Genomic DNA, 24,071 nt, shown 5'->3' with positions numbered 1-24,071 from the left:
GTCGGGTCATGCGCGTTGTCTTGTTCGCATGGATGGCGTTGATTCTTTCCGCTTGCAATACAGCGCAGGGCGTCAAGAAAGATGTCGAGCGTGGTGCGGAAGTGACTGGCGAAGCGCTGCAAAAAGGGGGCGAGGCCGTCGGTAACGCCCTGAATAAAACAGGTGAAGTCGTCGGCGGCGCTCTGCAAAAGAGTGGCGAGGCGGTGGGCAGCGCCTTGAAGAAATCAGGCGATGCCGTGCAGAAAGTGGTGGAGTAATGGATAAATTCGTTCGTCTGGAAGGTTTGGTAGCACCGCTCGACCGTAACAACGTCGATACGGATGCCATCATCCCCAAGCAATTTCTCAAGTCGATCAAGCGTTCCGGCTTCGGTCCGAATGCCTTCGATGAATGGCGCTATATGGATGTCGGTCAGCCCGGGCAAGATAATTCTGGCCGTCCGAAGAATCCGAATTTCGTGCTCAACCAGGAACGCTACCAGGGCGCGCAGGTACTGCTGACGCGGGCCAATTTCGGCTGCGGCAGTTCGCGCGAACACGCGCCGTGGGCATTGCTGGATTTCGGCTTTCAGGCAATCATCGCCGAGTCGTTTGCCGATATTTTCTTCAATAACTGCTTCAAGAACGGTATTTTGCCGATTGTCTTGCCGGCCGCGGAAATCGAGGCGCTGTTTCAGCAAATCGAAGCGACTCCGGGCTACAAGCTGGTCGTCGATTTGCCATCGCAAGCGGTGATTCGTCCGGATGGCTATGGCATTCCATTCGAAATCGATGCCTTCCGCAAGGAATGCCTGATCAACGGCTGGGACGATATCGGCCTGACGCTGCGTCATGCCGAGATGATCCGCGAATTCGAAGCCAAGCGTCGTATCAGCCAGCCCTGGCTGTTTGCCTAACAAGGAAAAGCAATGAAGATCTGTGTTTTGCCGGGTGACGGCATTGGTCCTGAAATTACTGCCGAGGCAGTGCGTGTACTCAATTCACTTGATCTCAAGTTCGAGATGGAAGAGGCGCTGCTCGGTGGTGGCGCGGTCGACGCAACCGGTAACCCTTATCCTGAAGCAACGCAAAAGCTGGCGCGCGAAGCCGATGCCGTGCTGCTCGGCGCCGTCGGTGGTCCGCAGTGGGATACGCTGCCCCGCGAAAAGCGCCCGGAGCGCGGCCTGCTCGGCATCCGCAAGGATCTGAACCTGTTTGCCAACCTGCGTCCGGCGATTCTTTACCCGGAACTGGCCAATGCTTCCACGCTGAAGCCGGAAGTGGTCGCCGGTCTGGATATCCTGATTGTCCGCGAACTGACCGGTGATATTTACTTCGGCCAGCCGCGCGGCGTGCGTGAAGAAAACGGCGAGCGCGTCGGTTTCAATACCATGGTGTACAGCGAGTCCGAGATTCGTCGTATCGGTCATGTTGCCTTCCAGGCTGCGCAAAAGCGCAACAAGAAGCTGTGCTCGGTCGACAAGATGAACGTGCTGGAATGCACCCAGTTGTGGCGCGACGTGATGATCGAAGTGGCCCACGATTACCCGGATGTCGAGCTCAGCCACATGCTGGTCGACAATGCCGCCATGCAACTGGTCAAGGCACCGAAGCAGTTTGACGTGATGGTCACCGGCAACATGTTCGGCGACATTCTGTCGGATGAGGCCTCGATGCTCACCGGTTCGATCGGCATGCTGCCGTCGGCCTCGCTGGATGACAAGAACAAGGGCTTGTACGAACCGTCGCACGGTTCTGCACCGGATATCGCCGGCAAGGGCGTTGCCAATCCGCTGGCGACCATCCTGTCGGCGGCGATGATGCTGCGTTACACTTTTGGCTTGGAAGAGCAGGCACTACGCATTGAAACTGCGGTCAAAAAGGTGCTGGCTCAAGGTTATCGTACGGGCGACATCTACGAACGCGGTACCAACAAGGTTGGCACTCGGGAAATGGGCGATGCAGTGCTCGCCGCGCTGGCGTCGTAAACCAAAACACCGGTTCGTGCGTTAAACGAAGGTTATATACGGAGAGTAAGTCATGAAGAAGGTTGGTCTGGTCGGTTGGCGTGGCATGGTCGGTTCCGTGCTGATGCAGCGCATGGTTGAAGAGGGCGATTTTGCCTACATCGATCCGGTGTACTTCTCAACGTCCGCTGCTGGCGGCAAGGCACCGGTGTTCGGTGGCAAGGAAGCTTCCCTGCCGTTGCAGGATGCTTCCTCGGTCGACGCGCTGAAACAGTGCGAAATCATCATCACTTGTCAGGGTGGCGACTACACCAAGGAAGTTTTCCCCAAGCTGCGTGCTGCTGGCTGGAATGGCCACTGGATCGATGCTGCTTCGGCCTTGCGCATGGCTGACGATGCCGTGATCGTGCTTGACCCGGTCAACATGAACGTCATCAAGGACTCCCTCTCCAAGGGCGGCAAGAACTGGATCGGCGGCAACTGCACCGTGTCTCTGATGCTGATGGGCCTCGGCGGCCTGTTCCAGAACGACCTGATCGAATGGGCGTCGTCCATGACCTATCAGGCCGCTTCCGGCGCTGGTGCGCAAAACATGCGCGAGCTGATTTCACAAATGGGCACCATCCACGCTTCTGTGGCTGATCTGCTGGCTGATCCGGCTTCCGCCATTCTCGACATCGACCGCAAGGTTGCCGAGGCGATTCGTTCCGATGCCTTCCCAAAGAAGAACTTCCGCAACACCCCGCTGGCTGGTTCGCTGATTCCGTGGATCGACGTGCCGGTCGAAGGCGGTCAGTCCAAGGAAGAGTGGAAGGGCGGCGCCGAGTGCAACAAGATCCTCGGCAAGCCGGCTTTTCGCAGCGCTGGTTCGATCCCTATCGACGGCCTGTGCGTGCGTATCGGTGCGATGCGTTGCCACAGCCAGGCGCTGACCATCAAGCTCAAGAAGGATGTACCGCTCGACGAAATCAGCGACATGCTGGCCAAGGCCAATCCGTGGGCCAAGGTTGTGCCGAATGATCGCGAGATCTCCGAGCGCGAACTGACCCCGGCCGCCGTGACCGGCACGCTGACCGTGCCGGTCGGCCGTCTGCACAAGATGGCGATGGGCCCGGAATACCTGGCTGCCTTTACCTGTGGCGACCAGTTGCTGTGGGGCGCGGCCGAGCCGCTGCGCCGCATGTTGCGCATTCTGCTGGATGCCTGATCAGCCAAATTGATCCAGTATCGTCAAAACCGGGGCCATGTGCCCCGGTTTTTGTTGTTGGGTTCGCGTCATATCGCCGCTCGCTCAGAAGGCGGTTTAGCTTGCATTGCTAAGTCCATGATGTTAATTTGAAAGTCCCAAAATTCGACGCTCAGGGTTTCGCCGTGAACGAAACTAATCGCTCCAAATTCAAAAAGCATGCAATGGCGCTCGCAGTCGCTTCTTGCATGTCGCTCGCGCCATGTATTTCAGAGGCTGCGGGGCTAGGAAAATTGACTGTACTTTCCGGTCTCGGACAGCCTTTGCGGGCTGAGCTTGAGGTTGCCGCCAATCGTGAAGAGCTGGTTGGCATGACGGCTCGTCTTGCGCCGCAGAGTGCATTCCGTCAAGCCGGAGTGGATTATTCGTCGGTGTTGAATGACCTGCGCTTTAATGTGGAAAAGCGCCCTGACGGTAAGTCTGTTGTAAAAGTCACTTCGGAAAAGCCGATCAACGAACCTTTCCTCGATTTTTTGATGGAATTGAACTGGCCGGCAGGTCGCCTTGTTCGTGAATACACTTTCTTGCTGGATCCGCCGGAAATTGCAGCAAAACAGGTAGCCCGACCTGTTGCCGAGGCGCGTGTGGTTGAAACGGTACGTGGTGGTGGCGCTCAGGTCGAGCGAACCGAACGTGCCGAACGCCCTCCTGAGGTCGCCGAGCGTCCCAAGGTCAGCAAACCGGCTTCCCGTCCTGTCGTGGAAGAGAAGCCCCAGCCTGCGCCGGAGAAAAAAGCAACAGAGCCTGCCGATGGGCGCGTCGTTCGCTCGGGCGATACCTTGCACAAGATTGCAGCCGAGACACGCGTCGAAGGCGTTTCTCTGGACCAGATGCTGGTCGGGATTTTTCAGAAGAACCCCGATGCCTTTATCGGCAACAACATGAATCGCCTGAAAGCCGGGGCTATTCTTGGTTTGCCTGAAAAGACCGAGCTTGAGTCCCTGTCGGATGCTGATGTGAAAAAGGTGCTGGTCGCTCAATCGGGTGACTGGAATGCCTATCGCCAGAAACTGGCCTCCGCAACAGCCAAGGCGCCAGCCAAGGAGGAGTCGCTGGGTCAGGGTAGCAGTGGAAAAATTGCCGCCAAGGTTGATGAAAAGGCTTTGCCATCAGAGCAGGCCAAGGATCAGGTCAAGGTTTCGCGGACTGAAATGCCGGTCAAGGGAAGTGCGGCCAGCAAATCCGTCTTGGGTACTGAAGCTGATCTGATTGCGCGGGATCGTTCCCTGAAGGAGGCACAGGAACGTCTGGCTTTCCTTGAGAAAAATGTGGGTGAGCTGCAGAAGTTGCTGGAAATGAAAAACCAGAAGCTTGCCGAGTTGCAGCAGCAGGGTGCAGTCAAGAAAGAGGAAAGCAAGCCGCTTGAACCGGCCAAGGTGGTTGAGCCTCCGAAACCGGTTGAGCCTGCCAAGGTGGTCGAGCCGCCGAAAGAGGCTGCAGAGGCAAAGCCGGCCGAACCAAGCAAACCGGTCGAGGTGAAGCCGGCTGCCGAGGTGCCAAAGCCAGCGGCTGCCAAGAAGCCGGAGGCCGTCAAACCACCCGAGCCTGAGGAGGAGCTGGAGCCTGGTTTCATCGAAACCCTGTTGGCTGATCCGCTTCCATTGGCTGGAGGTGGTGGGATTCTTGCCTTGCTCGCCGGTTATCTGCTTTTCAAGCGTCGGCGCGACCACAACGCATCGGTTGAGACAACGGCGGCGCCTGTTTCGCCCAGCTCCGGCGGAAATTCTGTTTTCCGGATGACGGGCGGGCAGAGTGTCGATACCAGCAATACGCCGCCGCAAACGGGTGATTTCAGCCAGGCGGGTCCAGGCAGTATCGATACCGACGAAGTTGATCCGGTCGCAGAGGCCGATGTGTACATGGCCTACGGCCGCGATGCACAGGCTGAGGAAATTCTGCTCGAGGCGTTGCAGAAAGATCCGAACCGAATTGCCATCCATGCCAAATTGCTTGAGATTTATGCGAATCGCAAGAGCGTCAAGCAGTTCGAGACGCTGGCCAGTGAGCTGTATGCGCAGACTGCAGGCGTCGGTCCGGAGTGGGCCAAGGTTGCCGCTCTGGGGGTCGGGCTGGACCCGGGTAATCCGCTTTACTCCGGCGTACAGCGTCAGGCTTCGGCATTCAATGCAGATGCCACCATGGTGGTAACACCTGAAGTGGCCCGCCAGGCTGCACAATTCATGCCTGACGATACCCCTGCTGAGGCAGCGCCTCCGGCTATTGAGTCGGTCGATACCTTTGAGCGCGATACGCTTGTTTTGCCTGAAGTCGAACCTGCCGAGCCGGAAGTGGCGGTTGCCGAAGTCGCCGATGAAGTCATGAGCCTCGATTTCGACTTGGGGGCGCCGGCCGATGAAATGTCTTCTGCGCCAGCTGAAGATATCGACCTGCCAGCCCCGCCGGCTGTCGAGTCCTTGGCCGATGCATCGGATGCGCTTGATTTCGATCTGGGGGCGAGTATCCCGGCCCAGCCGGCATTGCAGGATGATGTGCTGCGCGTAGACGACAGTCCGGTGGCTGATGATCTGGATTTCGAGCTGGATATTGCCGAGTCTTCTGCGGTCGACGATGCATCTGAGCCGTTGCCCGATTTTTCTCCGGGTGGAACGCTGGTCATGCCTGCACTTGGTGAACTGGCTGGGTCTCCTGAATCTGAATTGTCGCCGGCAGCGTCTCCTGTGGTCGAACCTGAGCCAGAGGCACCGCTCGGTGATTTCAGTCTCGATCTTGATACGCCGCCTGCAAACGCTGCGCCTGCTGAGAGTTATGGCACCGATACCGTCGTCAATACGATGCTGCTTGATCAGGCTGTCGATATTCAGAATCCTTCCCTGACCGATGCTACGGCCGATGAGAATGCCGTCGAGTTTGACGTCAAGCTGACCGATTCTGTGTTCCTCGGGCAGCCTGCTACCCCAGAGTTTGATATCGGGGCGATCAATCTTGATCTGTCGGCTGAGCCAGCCGAGAGTGCTCCCGCAGAATCCACTACGGCACCTGTTGCAGCGGCCTCGTCCGATAATGCACAGTGGGAAGAGGTTAATACCAAGCTCGATCTGGCCAAGGCCTATGAAGAAATGGGTGACCTTGAGGGAGCGCGCGAACTATTGCAGGAAGTTGCGAGCGAGGGGCCGGTTGATCTCGTCGAGCAAGCGCGCGAGATTCTTGCTCGTATCGGTGGATAAACAAGGGTCGGTTTTTGACCGGTACATGGCCCCGCAAGGGGCTATGTGCATTTTGAGGGTTTGATTTGCATCCTTCTGCGGCGTTGATCATCTGGCTGGCAGCAGTTTTTGCCATACAGTTTGTCGGTTATGCCGGACTCGGCGCCTTGCTTGTCGCAGCCTTGTTGCTGACGCCGCAAGCCATGCTCCCATGGTTGTCCTACCTGCGCCGAGCCCGTTGGCTGTTGGTTTCCCTGTTTTTGATTCTGGCCTACAACACCCCAGGAGAGGCGCTGAATGATCTGGCGTGGGCGCCGAGCTACGAAGGACTCGATGAGGCAGGCCGGCAGGCGGCCCGGTTGGTGGTGACACTCGCCTGCCTGGCGGTGCTTTTTGTGCGACTGGGGCGTGATGGTCTGATCTGCGCCTTGTGGGGCGTGCTTGAGCCGCTGCGCCGCTGCGGGCTGGATGTCGACCGACTGGTTGTGCGCTTGTCGCTGGTTCTGGAAAATCTGCAGTCACCCGGTCTGCAAAAAGACTGGCGCAGCATGCTGGCACTGGATGCCGAATTGCCGGGAGGGGCGAATGTCGTGTCTTTGCATTTGCCGCGCTGGGCGTTTCTTGATGTGTTGTATTCGATACTGGCGGCCGGTTTGCTGGTGGGGGCGATAGTGCTGTGAGAGTTGCGCTGGGAGTTGAATATTGCGGCACCGCATTCCGCGGCTGGCAGAGCCAGCCGGGCGGAGAGACGGTTCAGGATGTGTTGGAAAAGGCGCTGGCCTCGATTTGCGGCCAGCCTGTCAGCGTTATCTGCGCCGGACGAACCGATGCGGGGGTGCATGGGACGAATCAGGTTGTGCATTTTGATGCGCCGGTCGAACGGCCGGTAACGGCCTGGGTTCGCGGCGTCAATGCGCATTTGCCGGAAAGCGTGGCTGTACGCTGGGCTCAGCCAGTGAGCGACGAATTTCATGCCCGCTTCAGTGCGCGTGGTCGTCGCTATCGCTACTTGCTGCTCAATCGGCCACAACGCCCCGGTCTGTGGCAGGGGCGGCTCGGCTGGTTCCATTTGCCGCTTGATCTGGCGGCGATGCAGGATGCTGCCGGTCGACTGCTCGGCGAGCACGATTTCTCGGCTTTCCGGGCGGCTGGCTGCCAGGCGAAAACGCCGGTCAAAACCATGTGGCGGGCCGATGTCCGTCAATTCGGCAATCTCTTTGTCTTCGACTTTGAAGCCAGTGCTTTTCTGCATCACATGGTGCGTAATCTGGTCGGCAGCCTGGTTTATGTTGGTAAGGCCAACCAGTCGCCGGCATGGATCGATACCTTGCTCCAGGCCAGGGACCGGACGCAATCAGCGCCGACTTTTTCGCCGGATGGTCTTTATTTCCGGGGGCCGATCTACGAGCCGCATTGGGATTTGCCCGATCCGGACGATGATTTCCTCGATGGAGTGTTCAAATGAAAACCCGGATCAAGATTTGCGGCCTGACACGCGAAGCGGATGTCGATGCCGCCGTGGCTGCCGGTGCCGATGCCATCGGTTTCGTCTTCTATCCGCCCAGCCCGCGTTACGTCACGCCGCAGCGGGCGGCCGAGCTGGCCCGGCGAATTCCTCCGTTTGTCGATGTGGTTGGCTTGTTCGTCAATGAGGCGCCGGAAACGGTGCTTGCTGTCTGCGATGTCTTGCCGATTAATGTCCTGCAGTTTCATGGCGACGAAGATGCCGCCTATTGCCGGCAGTTTGCCCGCCCCTATCTTCGGGCCGCGAGGGTGAGGCCGGGGCTTGATCTGGTAGAATTCGCCGGCTCATTTCCCGATGCGCGCGGTTTGCTGCTCGATGCTTTTGTCGAAGGCTACGGTGGTGGTGGCCATGTTTTTGACTGGACGCTGATTCCGTCGGGCTTGCCGGGCTTTTTGGTGCTTTCCGGCGGGTTGGCCGCAGAGAATGTTGGCGATGCGGTGCGGCGGGTTAGTCCTGTTGCGGTCGACGTCTCTTCCGGGGTCGAAATGAGCAAGGGAATCAAGGATCACTCGAAAATCGCTGCCTTTGTGGCGGCAGTACGGAAAGCTGATGAATCAATATAACTTCCCCGATGCCAAGGGCCATTTCGGTCCCTACGGTGGTGTATTTGTTGCTGAGACGCTGTTTGGTGCGCTCGACGAGCTCAAGGCTGCCTACGCCGCGGCACAGGCCGACCCGTCTTTCCGTGCCGAATACGAATATGAACTCAAGCATTTCGTCGGCCGTCCGTCGCCGATTTACCACGCCAAGCGTTGGTCGGAACAACTGGGTGGAGCGCAGATTTACCTCAAGCGTGAAGACCTGAACCATACCGGGGCGCACAAGGTTAACAACTGTATTGGTCAGGCCATGCTCGCCAAGCGCATGGGCAAGCCGCGTGTCATCGCTGAAACCGGTGCCGGCCAGCACGGCGTCGCCACTGCCACGGTGGCGGCACGTTACGGTATGGAATGCGTTGTCTACATGGGCGCCGAGGACGTCAAGCGTCAGGCGGCCAACGTCTATCGCATGAAGTTGCTCGGTGCGACGGTCGTGCCGGTCGAGTCCGGCTCGAAGACGCTGAAGGATGCACTCAACGAAGCGATGCGCGACTGGGTGACAAACATCCACAACACCTTTTACATCATCGGCACGGTCGCCGGTCCGCACCCGTATCCGATGCTGGTTCGCGATTTCCAGAAGATCATCGGCGAGGAATGCCTCGAGCAAATGCCGGAAATGGCCGGTCGCCAGCCGGATGCAGTGATTGCCGCTGTCGGCGGCGGTTCCAACGCGATGGGTATTTTCTATCCCTACATCAATTTGCCGGACGTTCGCCTGATCGGTGTCGAAGCAGCCGGTGACGGCATGGAAACCGGGCGTCACTCAGCCTCGCTGACGGCCGGTGTGCCGGGCGTGCTGCATGGCAACCGCACCTACCTGCTGCAGGACGAGGATGGCCAGATCATCGAGACGCATTCGGTCTCGGCCGGCCTGGATTATCCGGGCGTTGGCCCGGAGCACGCCTGGCTCAAGGATCTTGGCCGGGCTGAATACCAGCCGGTGACCGATGCCGAAGCGCTGGCTGCGTTCCATACCCTGTGCCGCATCGAAGGCATCATTCCGGCGCTCGAATCGAGCCATGCGTTGGCCTATGCCGCCAAGTTGGCCCCGACGTTGCCGAAAGACAAGATTCTGCTGGTCAACCTCTCCGGTCGGGGTGACAAGGATATGCATACCGTGGCCGAAAAATCCGGGATCACTTTCTGATGTCGCGTATCAAGTCTGCTTTTGAGCGCCTCAATGGCGAAGGCCGCAAGGCGCTGATTCCTTTCATTACGGCTGGCGATCCCGATGCCGACCTGACCGTGCCCCTGATGCACGCGCTGGTCGAAGCCGGGGCTGACGTGATCGAACTGGGCGTCCCGTTTTCCGATCCGATGGCCGATGGCCCGACCATCCAGCGCGCCTCTGAGCGTGCGCTGGCGCGTGGCATGACCTTGCGCAAGGTACTGCAACTGGTGACCCGCTTCCGTACCGATGACGACAAGACGCCGGTCGTGCTGATGGGCTACGCCAATCCGATCGAGGCCATGGGTCTGGAGAAATTTGCCGAAAAAGCCGCGCAGTCGGGCGTTGATGGCGTCCTCGTCGTCGATTACCCGCCCGAAGAAGCTGAAACTTTCGGTGTGGCGATGAAGGCCAATGGCATGGATCCGATTTTCCTGCTTGCGCCGACGTCGACCACGGCGCGCATCGAACAGGTTGCGGCGATTGCCAGCGGCTATGTTTATTACGTTTCGCTGGCCGGTGTCACCGGGTCCGGCGCATTGAATGTTGAGGCTGTGGCTGAACGTCTGCCGCTGATCCGCGAAAAAACCGGCTTGCCGGTTGGTGTCGGTTTTGGCATTCGCGACGCGTCGACCGCAGCACGCATTGCTGCTTTTGCTGATGCAGTCGTCGTCGGCAGCCGAATTATCGAAGAAATTGAAAAATCCACGGCCGAAACTGCCTGTGCCAAGGTCAAGACCTTGGTCGCGGACATTCGCCGCGGTGTAGATGAGGTGAAAAAATGAGTTGGTTGACCAAGCTTCTGCCCCCGAAGATCAAACGTGAACAAGGCGCCCAGCGCCGCAATGCGCTGCCCGAAGGCCTGTGGAGCAAGTGCCCGTCCTGTGAGGCCGTGCTTTACGCCACTGATCTCGAAAACAATCTCCAGGTTTGCCCGAAGTGCGGTCACCACCACCGGATCAACGCACGTCAGCGTCTTGATGTGCTGCTCGATCCCGAAGGTCGCTTCGAAATCGGCGCCGAGGTTCTCCCGGTCGACTCGCTGAAATTCAAGGATTCCAAGAAGTACCCGGATCGCCTGATGGAAGCCAACGAGAGCAGCGGCGAAAGCGACTCCCTCGTCGTCCTGCAGGGCGCCATCAAGACCATGCCAGTCGTTGCGGCCGCCTTCGAGTTCGATTTCATGGGCGGCTCGATGGGCTCCGTGCTCGGCGAGCGCTTCGTGCGCGGCGTTCAAATCGCTGTCGAGCAGAAAATGCCCTTTATCTGCATCACCGCTTCCGGCGGTGCGCGCATGCAGGAAGGCTTGTTTTCGCTGATGCAGATGGCCAAGACGACGGCTGCACTGACCAAGCTTTCCCAGGCTGGCCTGCCGTTCATTTCCATCCTGACCGATCCGACCATGGGCGGTGTTTCAGCTTCTTTCGCCTTCGTCGGCGACGTGGTGATTGCCGAACCGAAAGCGCTGATCGGCTTTGCCGGTCCGCGCGTGATCGAGCAGACGGTGCGCGAAACCTTGCCTGAAGGTTTCCAGCGTTCCGAGTTCATCCTCGAAAAGGGCGCCATCGACATGATTGTCGACCGGCGTGAAATGCGCGATCAGGTTGCTCGCGTCCTGGCGTTGCTGCAAAAGCTGCCGGTAGCTGCCTGAGGCAGCGCACAGGCTGGCGGGGCGGGCGCATTGCCCGATCCCGCAGCCTATTGATTGATTCCAAAATGAATTTATCCGACTGGCTGGCTCACCTCGAAGGCTTGCATCCGAAGGGGCAGGCCGGCATCGAGCTTGGCCTCGACCGTATTCTTCAAGTCAAGGCGGCGCTCGGCCAGGTTCAACACTGTCCGGTGATCGTTGTCGGGGGCACCAACGGCAAAGGGTCGACCTGCGCCTACCTCGAAAACATCATTGATCGGGCCGGGTATCGCGTCGGCTCCTACAGTTCGCCGCATTTGCTGGTTTATAACGAACGGGTTCGCCTGAACGGGCAGCCGGCCAGTGATGAGGCACTTTGCGCCGCGTTTGCCCGGGTTGAGGCGGCACGCCAGCAAGCGGGCAATGTCGCACTGACTTATTTTGAGTTCGGCACGTTGGCCGCCTGGGAGGTTTTTGCCGAGGCAGGGATCGAGGCGGCCGTGCTTGAAGTGGGCCTGGGCGGACGGCTTGATGCGGTCAACGCCTATGAACCGGACGTTTCCATCGTAACGACAGTTGCGCTTGACCACACCGACTGGCTGGGACCGGACCGGGAAAGCATCGGTTTCGAAAAAGCGGGTATCTACCGTGCCGGGCGTCCGGCGTTTTGTGCCGATCCCAACCCGCCGCAACGCCTGCTCGATCATGCTGCAGCAATCGGTGCCGATTTGCGCTTGCTCGGCCGGGATTTCGGTTTTGAGCGGCCGAGTGCCGAAACCAATGAAAACCGGCTGCAATGGCGCTGGTGGTGCCGTTCCGGTGAGCGCGTAGTCAAACGTGCGCTGGCGTACCCCGGGCTGCGCGGCCCGACCCAGCTGTTCAATGCAGCGGTCGCCCTGGCGGCGCTGGATGCGCTGGGCGACAAGTTGCCGGTGACCATGCAGGCGATTCGGCCAGGTCTGATCGAAACGGAATTGCCCGGTCGTTTCCAGGTGGTGCCGGGCAAGCCGGCAATCGTCCTCGATGTCGGGCACAATCCCCAGGCGGTCAAGGTGCTGGCCGATAATTTGTCGAGCATGGGTTTTTTCGACCGGACACATGCCGTCGTCGGGATGCTTGGCGACAAGGATATTGTCGGTGCGCTGCAGCCGCTCAGGGACAGGGTCGATGTCTGGCATGTGGCAACACTGGAGGGCGTGCGCGGCACAACTGCCGAAACGCTGGCGCAGATCATTCGGCAGGCCGGGCTGGGTGGAGAAGTGCTTTGCTACGCTTCGCCGGAGCTTGCGATGCATGCAGCCAAGGGGCTGGCCTCTGAAAGTGATAGAATTCTGGCCTTTGGATCGTTCTACACGGTAGCCGGGGCGCTTCAGGCGCTGCGCAAAAAGACCTGATCATGGAAGACACTGACGTTCAACTGCAACTCAAGAAACGCGCGCGCCGCCGCCTGGTGGGGGCCGTCGCCTTCGTTTCCGTGGTTGCGGTCGTTCTGCCCATGGTGATGGATCACCAGCCGCGACAGCCGGTTCAGGATGTCGAGATTCGTATTCCCGGGCAGGATGAAAAGCCGTTTGCCCCCAAATTTGCTGCCGCGCCCGTTGAAAAAGCAGTCGAAAAAGCGCCTGAAAAACCAGTCGACAAGCCGGTTGCTGTAGCGCCGCAGGTCAAGGTTGAGGCGCCTGAGTCCAAGCCGGTGCCGGAGCCTGTTGCCAAAGTTGTTCCGCGTGCGGTGGAACCTGAGCGAGAAAAACCGGTCGAAAAACCCGTTGCCAAACCTGAGAAGCCGGCAGCAAAACCGGAAAAGCCTGTTGAAAAGCCGGCTGAAAAGACTGCGGCCAAACACGACGATGCCAAGCGCGCAGCAGCCATTCTGGCCGGACACGCTGCCGATGCGTCGCCGGCGGCCAAGTCCGGTGAATACCTGGTCCTGATTGGTGCGTTTGCCAATGAGGCCAATGTGAAGAATTTGAAGGCCAAGCTGGGCGAGCAGGGGATCAAGACGATCAGTGAGCCGCTGGATACCCCGCAAGGCAAGAAAACGCGCTTGAGGGCCGGGCCTTTTGCAAGCAAGGATGCGGCTGACAAGGCGCTCGACAAGATGCGGAAGATTGGTGTTTCCGGAGTGGTTGCGGCAAAGCAATGACGATTTTTGACTATGTCGTCATCGGCATCGTCGGCCTGTCGCTGTTGTTTGGCTTGTGGCGCGGTGTGGTGAGTGAAATCGTGGCACTGGCCGCCTGGTTCATCGGGATTTACGCCGCCGTCGAGCATGGCAGCCAGGCGGGTAGTCTGGTTTTTTCCGGCGTGGCTGATCCGTCGATGCGGGCGCTGGCTGGTTGTGTATTGATTTTTGTCGGCGTACTGGTGGCAATGTCGCTGGTTCGCTGGGCGGTTCGCAACATGGTCAAGGCCTTGGGCCTGAGTGTGTCGGATCGCTTGTTGGGCATGGTTTTTGGTCTGGTGCGCGGCGCGCTGATCACCATGGTTCTGGTCGGATTGGGCGGCATGACTGCTGCACCGAGCCAGTCGTGGTGGAAAGAGTCGACGCTTGCAGCACCCTTGGAAACAGCCGTCCTGGCAGCTAAACCCTGGCTGCCGGATGATTTGGCAAAACGAATTCGATTCAGCTAGGCAGGAAAAAATATGTGCGGGATTCTCGGTGTGATGGCGACAACGCCGGTCAATCAGTTGCTTTACGATGGTCTGATGGTGCTTCAGCACCGCGGCCAGGATGCAGCAGGGATTGCCACGGCAGAAGGTAATACTTTCCATCTCCACAAAGGGCCTGGTCTGGTCCGTGACGTGTTCCGCACCCGCAACATGCGGGCGCTGCCGGGCAACTGCGGGATCGGTCATGTGCGTTATCCGACCGCCGGCTCGGCTTACAATTTTGCCGAAGCCCAGCCGTTTTACGTCAATTCGCCGTTTGGCATCGTGCTTGGCCACAACGGCAATCTGACCAACGCCGAGCAGCTCAAGGACGAGATGTTCCGGATGGACCGCCGGCACATCAATACCAATTCCGATTCCGAAGTCCTGCTCAACGTGCTGGCGCATGAGCTCCAGGCCGCATCGCATGGCTATGAACTCGACGTCGACAGCATTTTCCAGGCGGTTGCCGGGGTGCATCGTCGCTGCCGCGGCGCCTATGCCGTCGTCGCCCTGATCGCCGGCTACGGCCTGCTGGCTTTCCGCGACCCGCACGGTATCCGTCCGCTGGTCTACGGCCAGAACGAAACGCCGCAGGGCATGGAATACCTGATTTCCTCGGAGTCGGTTGCGCTTGATACGCTGAATTTCCAGGTCGTGCGCGATATCGAACCGGGCGAGGCCGTCTTCATCGACCTCAACCACAACCTGCATAGCCGTCAGTGCGCCCAGCAGCCGATGTACGCGCCGTGTATCTTCGAATACGTTTATCTGGCCCGTCCGGACACCGTGATCGATGGCGTTTCGGTGTACGAAGCCCGTCTGGCGATGGGGGAACTGCTGGCTGAAAAGGTCAAGAAGACAATCCCGGTCGACGAGATTGACGTGGTCATTCCCATTCCGGACTCCAGCCGTCCGTCGGCCATGCAACTGGCCCACGCGCTGGGTATTCCGTTCCGCGAAGGTTTCGTCAAGAACCGCTATGTCGGCCGGACGTTCATCATGCCGGGCCAGGCCATGCGCAAGAAGTCGGTGCGCCAGAAGCTGAATACTGTTGGCCAGGAGTTCAAGGGCAAGCGTGTTCTGCTGGTCGACGATTCCATCGTGCGCGGTACGACCAGCCGCGAAATCGTTGATATGGCCCGTGCTGCCGGTGCAACCAAGGTTTACTTCGCTTCTGCCGCGCCGCCGGTGCGTTACCCGAATGTCTACGGGATCGACATGCCGACGCGTGCCGAATTGATCGCCACCGGTCGTACCGATGCGCAGATTGCGGCTGAAATCGGTGCCGATGCGCTGATTTATCAGGATATCGCCGCGCTCAAGCAGTCGATTACCAAGCTGCGCAGCGATCTGACCGTATTCGATGCATCTTGTTTCGACGGTCAGTACATTACCGGCGACATCGACAGCTATTACCTCGATGCCGTCGAAGGCAAGCGTAGCAGCGGCAAGCCGGCCAAGAATGATGACGAGCATGACGCACCGAATTCGGAACAGATGGTGCTTGGTCTGGCTAACGGTGGGCAGGAATAAAATGAGCGACTCGCCGAATTACCGCCCGGAGACGCTGGCGGTTCGTGCCGGCCAGGAGCGCAGCCAGTTTGGCGAGCATTCGGAAGCACTTTATCTGACCTCCAGTTTTGTTTTCCAAAGTGCTGCGCAGGCGGCTCGCCGGTTTTCCGGTGAAGAGGAAGGCAACGTTTACGCGCGTTTTTCAAACCCGACGGTCAGCATGTTCGAGGATCGTCTGGCTGCGTTGGAAGGCGCCGAGAACTGCGTGGCAACCTCAAGCGGGATGGCTGCCATCATGGCGGCGGTGCTGGCGCACCTGAAGAATGGCGATCACATCGTTGCTTCCGGCAGCTTGTTCGGTGCCACGGTTCAGCTCTTCTCGAATATCCTAGCGCGCACCGGCATCACCACCAGCTTTGTGTCGCAGACCGATCCGGCAGCCTGGGAAGCGGCTATCCGGCCGGAAACCAAGCTGTTCTTCCTCGAAACGCCGTCCAATCCGCTGACCGAAATTGCCGATATTCGTGCGTTGACCGCGATAGCCCACGCCAAGGGCATCCTGGTTGCCGTCGATAACTGTTTCTGTACGCCTATCCTGCAGCGTCCGCTTGAAATGGGCGCCGATCTGGTGATCCATTCGGCGACCAAGTATCTCGATGGCCAGGGGCGCGTGCTGGGCGGTGCAGTATGTGGCTCGAAGAAACTGACCGAAGAGGTTTTCAAGTATCTGCGTACGGCCGGTCCGACCTTGTCGGCCTTCAATGCCTGGGTGCTGCTCAAGGGACTGGAAACCCTCAAGCTGCGCGTCGAAGCGCAATCGGCCGGTGCTGCACAACTGGCCACCTGGCTTGAAGCGCATCCCAAGGTGGCACGGGTTTTCTATCCCGGTTTGCCATCGCACCCGCAACATGCGCTGGCCAAAACCCAGCAGAAATCCGGCGGAGCGATCGTTTCCTTCGAAGTGAAGGGCGCCCGCGATCAGGCCTGGCAGGTTGTCGATAACTGCCGCTTGCTGTCGATTACCGCCAATCTTGGCGATACCAAGACCACCATCACCCATCCTGCCTCTACCACCCATGGCCGCGTTTCCCCGGAAGTCCGGGCTGCCGCCGGTATCAGCGACGGACTGCTGCGCATTGCAGTCGGTCTCGAAGCCGTAGAGGATCTTCAAGCCGATCTCGAACGCGGACTGGCTCTCATCTGATTGACACGCGGCTCCCGGCGCCAGGCGTCGGGTTGCCCGCACGGAGTTCCCATGCAATTCACCGACCTCGGCCTCAAGGCCGAACTGCTGCGCGCTGTCAGCGAGCAGGGCTATGACACGCCGACGCCCATCCAGCAACAAGCCATTCCTGCCGTGATGACCGGCAAGGACCTGATGGCCACGGCCCAGACCGGGACCGGCAAGACCGCCGGTTTTACGCTGCCCATCCTGCATCGTCTGGCAAGCGGCGCAAATGATCGCCTGAGCCGCGTTTCCAAGACGCCGCGTGTGCTCGTCCTGACGCCGACGCGTGAACTGGCAATCCAGGTTGAAGAAAGCGTCCGCACCTACGGCAAGCATCTGCCGATCAATTCGCTGGCCGTGTTTGGCGGTGTCGGCATCAACCCGCAGATCGCCAACCTGCGTCGTGGCGTCGACATCCTGGTGGCGACACCGGGCCGTCTGCTCGATCACGTCCAGCAACGCACGGTCGACCTCTCGGCGATCGAGATTTTTGTGCTCGACGAAGCCGACCGCATGCTCGACATGGGCTTCATTCGCGATATCCGCAAGGTCATCGCGCTGCTGCCGAAGCAGCGTCAGAACCTGATGTTCTCGGCGACTTTCTCGCCGGAAATTCGCGAACTGGCCAACGGCCTGCTCAATAACCCGGTCTCGGTCGATGTCGCGGCGCGCAATACGGCAGCTGAAACGGTCACCCAGCGGATTATCGAAACCGATCGCGAAAAGAAGAAGGAACTGCTCTGCCATCTGTTCGAGACGCGCGGCTGGCATCAAGTGCTGGTTTTTGCCCGGACCAAGCACGGCGCCGATGCCTTGGCCCGGACGCTGGAAAAGGCCGGCATCAAGTCGGCTGCGCTGCATGGCGACAAATCGCAAGGTGCGCGGACTCGCGCCCTGAATGATTTCAAGGACGGCAAGCTGGTCGCACTGGTCGCCACCGATATCGCAGCGCGCGGTATCGATATCGATTCGCTGCCCTACGTCATCAACTACGAACTGCCGAACATCGCCGAAGATTACGTGCATCGCATCGGTCGTACCGGTCGCGCCGGCATGGAAGGCGAGGCGATTTCGCTGGTTTGCCACGATGAGCGCCCGTACCTGCGCGATATCGAAAAGCTGATCAAGCGCACGCTGGAACGTGTCGTGATTCCCGGTTTCGAACAGTCGGCCACCGCTTCCCCGCGTCCGCCGGTGCCGCCGCGCGGTAATCGCAATCCACAGCCGGGACGTCCGCAAGGTCAGAAATCGGCTCAAAAACCGGGTGGACCGCAGCAACATCGTACCGGCAGCAGGCACCGCTAAGGCATGCAGAACGATCTCAGGGAAAAACCTAGTTACGCGGTTGCTGCCGCGGTTCAACTGCCGCATGTCAGTGATTTTGAATTCGAGGCATCTCTGGCCGAGTTGCGTGAGCTGGCCAAGACGCTGGGTTTTACCGTCGTGCGCACCTTCATCCAGAAACGCAGCGGCTTCGACGCGACGGCTTATCTGGGTGTCGGCAAGCGCCAGGAGATTCACCATTATGTGAATCATGAAGCGGCGATGGCTGAACCCGGGTATCCCGACGGTTACGAGATCGATGCCATTCTGGTCGACCACGAGATTTCGCCGTCGCAGGCACGGAATCTCGAAAAGGAAGTCGGTTGCGAGGTGATGGACCGGACGATGGTCATCCTCGAAATCTTCCATCGCAATGCCCGCTCGCGCGCCGCCCGTGCTCAGGTTGAAATTGCCCGTCTGGGCTACATGGCGCCGCGTCTGCGCGAAGCCGCCAAACTGGCCGGGCCACAGGGCCGTCAGCGTAGCGGTGTCGGCGGGCGAGGGGCGGGCGAGTCGCATACCGAGCTTGATAAGCGCAAGATTCGCGACCGGATTGCCGAGCTTCAACTCGAAATCGTGGCCATGGAGGCCGAGCGCAAGACGCAGCGTGCCCGTCGCCAGGAACGTCAGGGCCTGGCCGCTGTGGCTCTGGTCGGTTACACCAATGCCGGCAAGTCGACGCTGATGCGGGCGCTGACCGGCAGTGAAGTGCTGGTCGCCAACAAGCTTTTTGCCACACTCGATACCACGGTGCGCACGCTGCATCCGGAAAGTGTGCCGCGCGTGCTGGTCAGCGATACGGTTGGCTTCATCAAGAATTTGCCGCACGGCCTGGTTGCTTCGTTCAAATCGACGCTCGATGAGGCGCTGGATGCTTCCCTGCTGCTGCATGTGATCGATGCCAGCGACCCCGGTTTCGAACGCCAGCTGGAAGTGACCGATCATGTCCTGGCGGAAATCGGTGCCGACGAGGTGCCACGCATCCGCGTCTTCAACAAGATCGATCATGTCGGCGACGTGGCGGCTCAGGCGGAATGCGAAGCTGCATTACGGGCAAAGTATCCGGATTGTGTCGTGATGAGCGCCCGCCGGCCGGAAGAAGTGGCTGCCTTGCGCTTGCTGATCATCGCTTTCTTCCAGCAAGGCCTGGTCGAGGATGAGCTTTTCCTGCCATGGACGGCTCAGCAGTTGCGCAAGGATATCTACGCAGACTGTGAAGTCCTTGAGGAGCGTGCCGACGAGGCGGGGGCTTTTTTCCGGGTACGTGGCGAAGGCCATATCGTGACCGGGCTGCGCGAGAAATTCGAAGCGCTCTGAGCTTCGACTCATCGAAGCAGGGATGGCCGGTGCCGCTGCCGCGTGCAGCACCCCGGCCATTCAGCCAGCCAGGGCGGTTGCTAGCACTGGATTGACCTGACTCAGCGACGAGACACGGTTGCGGCCTTTTTCTTGGCTTCATACATGGCCTCGTCTGCCTGTTGCTGGATTTCTTCCATGCTCTGATCGCCCTTGCTGCATTCGGCAATGCCAATGCTTGCGGTGATTTTCAAGGGGCCGGAGGCGATCACCGGGCACAGGTTTTCAATTTTCTCCCGAATCGTTTCAGCAACCAGCTGGGCGCCGGCCAAGCTGGTGTTGGGCAGGAAAATCGAGAATTCTTCGCCGCCGACCCGACCCAGTGCATCGCTGCCTCGTATCGATTGCGTCAGGGTGCCTGCGACTGCCTTCAGAACAATGTCACCGGCAGCATGCCCGTAGTTATCGTTGACGTGCTTGAAATGATCGAGGTCGATGAACAGGATCGAGAACGGCGAGGCGTGTCTTCGGGCGAAATGAATCATGTGCTCGCAGCTTGCGTAATAGGCACGGGCATTGAGCGAGCCGGTCAGCGAGTCGTGGGTGGCAAGATGGTGCAGTTTTTCATGCGATTTGCGCATGCGCACAAAATAGGAAATCGAGCGATTCCCATAAATGTGGAAAAAAGCACCTTGGTACGCCATGGCGACGATCAGCGTGGCCAGGCCATTGGGTGAGTAAGGTGCCGACAAGTAGGCGTTGCCGAAGGCTAGTCCAACGATGCTCAGGCTGGTAATGATCGCGCCGGGGTGCTGACCAAGCAGAATGTAAACGCCGGGGATGTTGGTAAAGAACCAGAGAATCCTCAGCTCATCCTGCGGGACGTACAGCAAGGCCGAGATGTATTCGAGAATGCACAGGATCTGATAGCTCCAGGCAATCTGCCGGTAGCGTTCTTTCCTTCCCCTGAGCAGTAGCCAAAGCAGCAGGGCGCCCGCCGAAAAGACATTCATCGAGTAAAAGTGAATGCTGCCGCCGAGAGGATTGAGCTTGCTGATTTCGCCGACCAGGAAAAGTGCGGTGAAGAGCGCACCGGAAAGCAGCACGATGATCAGCAGCTTGTACTGAAACGCGAGGTACTCTTCACTTTCGAGAAATCTGACCCGACCAAACAGCAGGTGCCTGAGGAGGGGTTTTGGCATGTGGCATCGGCCTGTAAGTATTTGAAGAGGTTTTATTTAACCCCCGCTTGGTAGCGATTTCAAGGTGGCCGGGCAAGCTGATGCCTATTCTCCTGTAATTCTCCGCGGCAAATCAGGGGCGCCAGGCAAGTAGCAGGGAGCCTTTTTCTTGCGGGTCGAGATCGATGCGTTTGAGCGCGACGAAGTCTGCTGCTTCCAGCCAGCCCGCATAATCATCGAAGGCATGGGTCTGCGTGCCGGTTTCGAACAGCAAGGTCAGACGAAAAGCTGCGTTGAGTGCATTGTTGGGCGATTCGGCGAGATATTCGTGGATGACCAGCAGGCCGCCGGGATTGAGTGCGTTGTAAATGCGCTGGATGACCCGACGGTTGTCGTCGGCCGTCTGGTTGTGGGCGACCGAGAGGTAGAACACGACGTCATGCCCGGTTCCCCAGTCGTGGTCGAGCAGGTTGCCCGGACTGAGTTCGATGCGCTGGCTCAGCCCTTCGCCGGCCAGCGTCGCCGGGGTATTGCCCAGAGCGCTGGGCAGATCGACGATCCGGCTGCTCAGTTGCGGGTAGCGTTGGCAGAAACGCACCGAGTGCAAACCGTGTGAGCCGCCGAGATCAAGCAGACGGCGGTATTTCGCTGTTATCGGGACGTGCTTCAGCAAATCCGGGCCGAGATCCTGAGCGAAGGCGCGCATGTAGGCCGAGAACAATTCGCCCAGTTCGGGACGGTCGACCATGGCATCCCATAGCGTGCTTTCCGGCTGGCCGCTTCGCACGGCATCATCCAGTCTGGCCATCATCGGCCAGGCTTCGTAGGTCCACAAGACGCCGGGGGTGTAGTCGATCTGGCCGAGACGGGTCAGCCAGCGTTGCGTGCTGGCGCTGTTGGCGATCTTCGTGCCTTGTTGTTCGAGATAGCCGATGGTGATCAGGAAATCGATCAGTGTTGCTGTACCGCGTTCGCTGGCCTGGATTTTTCGGGCCAGGTCGGCGCTGTCGAGCGGGCCTTCGGCTAGTGCCTGAAACAGCCCGAGGCGCCCGGTGGCGATGATGGCTGCACTTTTCATCATCGGCATGTAGATGTCGAGCATGGGCAATTCTGCATTGCCGGTTGGTTGGCAAACGTCGGGCTTGCGGCGGTACGCGCCGGGCAGTCTGGCCAGCTGACGGTCATGCCAGCCTGAAAGAAACACCATGGCAGTACTGGAACCGATCAGGGCCATGAACATGTCGGACTGGGTATCCCAGACATCGCCCTGGGTGCCGAGAAACTCGTCAGCGCCTTGGCCCAGCGCCAATGCGGCAGCCCATTCGATCAGTTCGTAGGTGGCGCTGATTGCCAGTGCAATGCTGATGCACAGGAAGGCGGTCATCTTGCGGCCTTTGATGTAAGCGCCGCGCAGCAGGATTTCACGGGCAATCAAGGCGGGAACGAAGCCCTGCATGAAATGCCCGATTTTGTCGTAGGGATTGCGGTCGACCGCGAAAACCTCCTGCAGCCAGAAACCCAGCGGAACACGCGCATAGCTCCAGGCGCCGCCGGCAATCAGCACCAGCATGTGCAGGGCGATCAATACTGTGAGCAGGATTGTCAGCGGATAGTTTTTGCGTGTGACCACGATCAGTGGCAGGGCAATCAGTACCGGGGCAACTTCCATCAACCAGGTTGTCCGGTCGAACGGAGCGATGCCTGAGGCGAGCAGTGCGGCAATAACGATGCTGCCGAGTGCGGCATTGAGAGTATTGCGGGTATCCATGGTCAAGCCTCGTGGCGGATCAGGTTGAGCAGTTCTTCGCCGTAATGGTCGATCTTGGCCGTGCCCATGCCGGTGATGCTGGCCAGCAGGCCGTGGCTGACCGGGCGGACTTCGGCCAGTTCGCGCAAGGTCTTGTCGTGCAGGATGACGTAGGCCGGGACGCCCTGTTCGCGCGCCGTGTCGGCCCGCCATTTGCGCAGCAACTGGAATAGTGCGTCATCGGCCGGCGACAGGTCGCTCTGGACAACGCTGCTCCGGCTTGTCGTCGATTTGCGCTTGGCCGGGCGACGCAACTGAACACGGCGCTGGCCCTTGAGTACTTCGCGGGCAGCATCGGTCAGTTGCAGCGCGCCGTGCTCGGCCATATCGACATGGACCAGCCCGGCGGCGGCCAGTTGGCGGAAAACGCTTTTCCAGCCGTGATCGTCGAGTTCGTTGCCGACGCCGAAAGTCGGCAGTTTGTCGTGGCCGTACTGCTGCATGCGCTCGTTCATCTTGCCGCGCAGCACATCGGTCAGGTGTGTCACGCCGAAGCGCATGCCGGTGCGGAAAATGGCCGACAGGGCTTTTTGTGCCGCTTGGGTGCCATCCCACAATTCCGGCGGATCGAGGCAGACGTCGCAATTGCCGCAGGGCTCGCGGTTTTCGGCAAAGTAGTTGAGCAGCACCTGACGGCGGCAGCGCGGTGCTTCGCAATAGGCGAGCAGCGCGGTCAAGCGCTGGGATTCGAGGATTTTCTGGCCTTCGGCGGCACCCGATTCGGCAATCCGGGCGTGCTGCAATGCGACGTCCTGCATGCCATAAGCCATCCAGGCTTCGGCTGCTTCACCGTCACGGCCGGCGCGGCCGGTTTCCTGGTAGTAGGCTTCGATGCTTTTCGGTAAATCGAGGTGGGCGACGAAGCGGACGTCGGGTTTGTCGATACCCATGCCGAAGGCGATCGTCGCACACATGATCAGGCCTTCCTCGCGCAGGAAACGGCGCTGGTTGGCGGCACGCTCCGGTGCCGGCAGGCCGGCATGGTAAGGCAGGGCCGGGTAGCCCTGGGTTGACAGCCATTCGGCGGTTTCCTCGACCTTCTTGCGCGACAGGCAATAGACGATGCCAGCCTGGCCGCGTCGCCCGGTCAGGAAGCCGAGCAATTGCTTCTTGGCATTGTCTTTTTCGACCACGGTGTAGCGGATGTTCGGGCGATCGAAGCTGGAAAGGAAAACTCGCGCTTCGGTCAGGCCGAGGCGGGCCAGCATTTCGTTCTGTGTCGCCGTGTCGGCCGTCGCCGTCAGGGCGATGCGCGGGACATTCGGGTAACGCTGGTGCAGCGTCGACAGCTGCAGGTATTCCGGCCGGAAATCGTGGCCCCATTGCGAGACGCAGTGCGCTTCGTCGATGGCGAACAGGGATAGCTTGCCGGCTTCGTAGAGGCTGTCGATCATCGCCAGCGTGCGGTCGAGCAGCAGGCGCTCCGGGGCGATGTAAACGAGATCGAGGGTGCCGTTGAAGATGGCCTGCTCGATAGCCTGGGCCTCGCGCCAGTCGAGCGTCGAGTTCAGGCAAGCGGCCTTGACGCCGAGTTGGGTCAGGGCGTCGACCTGATCCTGCATCAGCGCAATCAGTGGCGAAACGACAATGGCGCAGCCGGGGCGGAGCAGGGCCGGAATCTGGAAACAGAGACTTTTGCCGCCGCCTGTCGGCATCAGCACCAGGGCGTCGCCACCCGTGCTGACGTGCTCGATGATTTCGGCCTGGGCGCCGCGAAAGGCTGGATAACCGAAGACATCGCGCAGGATGTCCAGTGCATTCCTGGTTCCGCTGACGGGGTGCATGCTTGCTG

At 59.6% G+C, this 24,071-nt stretch carries 21 protein-coding genes; 18 read left to right on the top strand and 3 right to left on the bottom strand.

Features of this window, described 5'->3' with window-relative positions; all coding sequences use genetic code 11:
* Positions 1 to 8: 8 nt before the first annotated feature.
* From GBK02_RS13795 to hflX, 18 genes are all read left to right on the top strand, one after another.
* Positions 9 to 257, top strand: coding sequence for an entericidin EcnAB (locus GBK02_RS13795; RefSeq protein WP_203467202.1), 249 nt, complete (start codon positions 9 to 11; stop codon positions 255 to 257).
* Entirely contained in the window at positions 257 to 895 is a 639-nt protein-coding gene (gene leuD / locus GBK02_RS13790; RefSeq protein ID WP_203467201.1) for a 3-isopropylmalate dehydratase small subunit, read from the top strand. The genes GBK02_RS13795 and leuD overlap by 1 nt, the downstream gene beginning before the upstream one ends.
* Before the next feature lie 12 nt (positions 896 to 907).
* Complete coding sequence (gene leuB, locus GBK02_RS13785; protein WP_203467200.1) at positions 908 to 1,966, top strand: 3-isopropylmalate dehydrogenase; 1,059 nt, start codon at positions 908 to 910, stop codon at positions 1,964 to 1,966.
* A gap of 52 nt (positions 1,967 to 2,018) precedes the next feature.
* The gene (gene asd / locus GBK02_RS13780; RefSeq protein ID WP_203467199.1) at positions 2,019 to 3,152 is read left to right on the top strand and encodes an aspartate-semialdehyde dehydrogenase; all 1,134 of its coding nucleotides are present in this window, start codon (positions 2,019 to 2,021) and stop codon (positions 3,150 to 3,152) included.
* A 272-nt stretch (positions 3,153 to 3,424) separates the two neighbouring features.
* Positions 3,425 to 6,376, top strand: a complete 2,952-nt coding sequence (locus GBK02_RS13775) for a FimV/HubP family polar landmark protein (protein WP_203467198.1) — start codon at positions 3,425 to 3,427, stop codon at positions 6,374 to 6,376.
* 65 nt (positions 6,377 to 6,441) lie between these two features.
* A complete protein-coding gene (locus tag GBK02_RS13770) occupies positions 6,442 to 7,035 on the top strand; it encodes a hypothetical protein (protein ID WP_203467197.1) in 594 nt (197 codons plus the stop codon).
* A complete protein-coding gene (gene truA / locus GBK02_RS13765) occupies positions 7,032 to 7,820 on the top strand; it encodes a tRNA pseudouridine(38-40) synthase TruA (protein ID WP_203467196.1) in 789 nt (262 codons plus the stop codon). The genes GBK02_RS13770 and truA overlap by 4 nt, the downstream gene beginning before the upstream one ends.
* Entirely contained in the window at positions 7,817 to 8,443 is a 627-nt protein-coding gene (locus GBK02_RS13760) for a phosphoribosylanthranilate isomerase (protein WP_203467195.1), read from the top strand. Before truA ends, GBK02_RS13760 begins: the two co-directional genes overlap by 4 nt.
* On the top strand, positions 8,430 to 9,629 hold the full coding sequence (gene trpB, locus GBK02_RS13755) for a tryptophan synthase subunit beta (RefSeq protein WP_203467194.1): 1,200 nt from the start codon (positions 8,430 to 8,432) through the stop codon (positions 9,627 to 9,629). The genes GBK02_RS13760 and trpB overlap by 14 nt, the downstream gene beginning before the upstream one ends.
* Positions 9,629 to 10,435: a tryptophan synthase subunit alpha gene (trpA, locus tag GBK02_RS13750; RefSeq protein WP_203467193.1), complete on the top strand. Its 807-nt coding sequence runs from the start codon at positions 9,629 to 9,631 to the stop codon at positions 10,433 to 10,435. The genes trpB and trpA overlap by 1 nt, the downstream gene beginning before the upstream one ends.
* Positions 10,432 to 11,301, top strand: coding sequence for an acetyl-CoA carboxylase, carboxyltransferase subunit beta (gene accD / locus GBK02_RS13745; protein ID WP_203467192.1), 870 nt, complete (start codon positions 10,432 to 10,434; stop codon positions 11,299 to 11,301). Before trpA ends, accD begins: the two co-directional genes overlap by 4 nt.
* Before the next feature lie 65 nt (positions 11,302 to 11,366).
* Positions 11,367 to 12,674: a bifunctional tetrahydrofolate synthase/dihydrofolate synthase gene (gene folC, locus GBK02_RS13740; protein WP_203467191.1), complete on the top strand. Its 1,308-nt coding sequence runs from the start codon at positions 11,367 to 11,369 to the stop codon at positions 12,672 to 12,674.
* A gap of 2 nt (positions 12,675 to 12,676) precedes the next feature.
* Positions 12,677 to 13,423 (top strand): SPOR domain-containing protein, encoded by a 747-nt coding sequence (locus GBK02_RS17035; protein ID WP_203467190.1) that lies wholly within the window; start codon positions 12,677 to 12,679, stop codon positions 13,421 to 13,423.
* Positions 13,420 to 13,911 carry a CvpA family protein gene (locus GBK02_RS13730; RefSeq protein WP_203467189.1) on the top strand — a complete coding sequence of 164 codons (492 nt, stop codon included), beginning with the start codon at positions 13,420 to 13,422 and terminating at the stop codon, positions 13,909 to 13,911. The genes GBK02_RS17035 and GBK02_RS13730 overlap by 4 nt, the downstream gene beginning before the upstream one ends.
* 12 nt (positions 13,912 to 13,923) lie before the next feature.
* On the top strand, positions 13,924 to 15,465 hold the full coding sequence (gene purF / locus GBK02_RS13725) for an amidophosphoribosyltransferase (protein WP_203467188.1): 1,542 nt from the start codon (positions 13,924 to 13,926) through the stop codon (positions 15,463 to 15,465).
* Position 15,466: 1 nt separating this feature from the next.
* Positions 15,467 to 16,648: an O-succinylhomoserine sulfhydrylase gene (locus GBK02_RS13720; RefSeq protein WP_203467187.1), complete on the top strand. Its 1,182-nt coding sequence runs from the start codon at positions 15,467 to 15,469 to the stop codon at positions 16,646 to 16,648.
* Between the two features lie 51 nt (positions 16,649 to 16,699).
* Positions 16,700 to 17,977, top strand: coding sequence for a DEAD/DEAH box helicase (locus tag GBK02_RS13715; protein WP_203467186.1), 1,278 nt, complete (start codon positions 16,700 to 16,702; stop codon positions 17,975 to 17,977).
* Positions 17,978 to 17,980: 3 nt separating this feature from the next.
* The gene (gene hflX / locus GBK02_RS13710) at positions 17,981 to 19,312 is read left to right on the top strand and encodes a GTPase HflX (RefSeq protein WP_203467185.1); all 1,332 of its coding nucleotides are present in this window, start codon (positions 17,981 to 17,983) and stop codon (positions 19,310 to 19,312) included.
* Between the two features lie 101 nt (positions 19,313 to 19,413).
* Here hflX and GBK02_RS13705 read toward each other — a convergent pair whose 3' ends face one another.
* From GBK02_RS13705 to recQ, 3 genes are all read right to left on the bottom strand, one after another.
* On the bottom strand, positions 19,414 to 20,493 hold the full coding sequence (locus GBK02_RS13705; protein ID WP_203467184.1) for a GGDEF domain-containing protein: 1,080 nt from the start codon (positions 20,491 to 20,493) through the stop codon (positions 19,414 to 19,416).
* A gap of 112 nt (positions 20,494 to 20,605) precedes the next feature.
* The gene (locus GBK02_RS17065; protein ID WP_203467183.1) at positions 20,606 to 22,240 is read right to left on the bottom strand and encodes a DUF2238 domain-containing protein; all 1,635 of its coding nucleotides are present in this window, start codon (positions 22,238 to 22,240) and stop codon (positions 20,606 to 20,608) included.
* 2 nt (positions 22,241 to 22,242) lie between these two features.
* Positions 22,243 to 24,063 carry a DNA helicase RecQ gene (recQ, locus tag GBK02_RS13695; RefSeq protein WP_203467182.1) on the bottom strand — a complete coding sequence of 607 codons (1,821 nt, stop codon included), beginning with the start codon at positions 24,061 to 24,063 and terminating at the stop codon, positions 22,243 to 22,245.
* Positions 24,064 to 24,071 lie beyond the last annotated feature (8 nt).

Origin of the sequence: Dechloromonas sp. TW-R-39-2, assembly GCF_016864195.1 — a bacterium.
Classification (GTDB): domain Bacteria; phylum Pseudomonadota; class Gammaproteobacteria; order Burkholderiales; family Rhodocyclaceae; genus Azonexus.
The sequence above is the reverse complement of the archived record's forward strand: the minus strand, read 5'-3'. Positions and strand labels throughout refer to the sequence as shown.